Source organism: Agrococcus sp. GCM10030265 (assembly GCF_042666675.1).
Lineage (GTDB): Bacteria > Actinomycetota > Actinomycetes > Actinomycetales > Microbacteriaceae > Agrococcus.
Window position 1 is genome coordinate 1 of the sequence record NZ_JBHTCZ010000005.1, and the last position, 583, is coordinate 583.

The 583-nt window shown below is 58.3% G+C and carries 1 rRNA gene; it reads left to right on the forward strand.

Annotated elements, in window-relative coordinates:
• Positions 1 to 354 precede the first annotated feature (354 nt).
• A 23S ribosomal RNA gene (locus ACFQPP_RS14350) occupies positions 355 to 583 on the forward strand; the annotation flags it as partial.

Genomic DNA, 583 nt, shown 5'->3' on the forward strand with positions numbered 1-583 from the left:
ACATTGACGTTGGCGCTCGTCTCGAGTGCTGGTGCTTCCGAGTACGGCCGGCTTGTCCGGTCTGGAAAGGGAGCTCAGTGGTCGGGTGGGTGCATGCACGCTGTTGGGTCCTGAGGGACCGGACGCCTGCTGTCGCGACTTCGGTCGTGGTGGTGGATGTCAGCCCTCGGACCAGCATCGCCCGGCTTCGGCCGTGGTGGGTGGTGGTACCGACCGTATGTTGAGAACTACACAGTGGACGCGAGCATCTTAGAGCTCCGGGCTTTGACCTGGATGCTCTGAATTTTATTGAACATTGGCGTGTTCGGGCTTCGGCTCGGATGCGATTCCGATGACCAACGAAACTCATGTAGTTAGCAAGTCTCTAAGAGCAAACGGTGGATGCCTTGGCATCTGGAGCCGATGAAGGACGTAGTAATCTGCGATAAGCCTCGGGGAGCTGATAAACGAGCCTCGATCCGAGGATCTCCGAATGGGGAAACCCCGCTGGGCGGCGTGCCGACCCAGTGACTCCCGCCTGAATATATAGGGCGGGTAGAGGGAACGTGGGGAAGTGAAACATCTCAGTACCCACAGGAAGAGA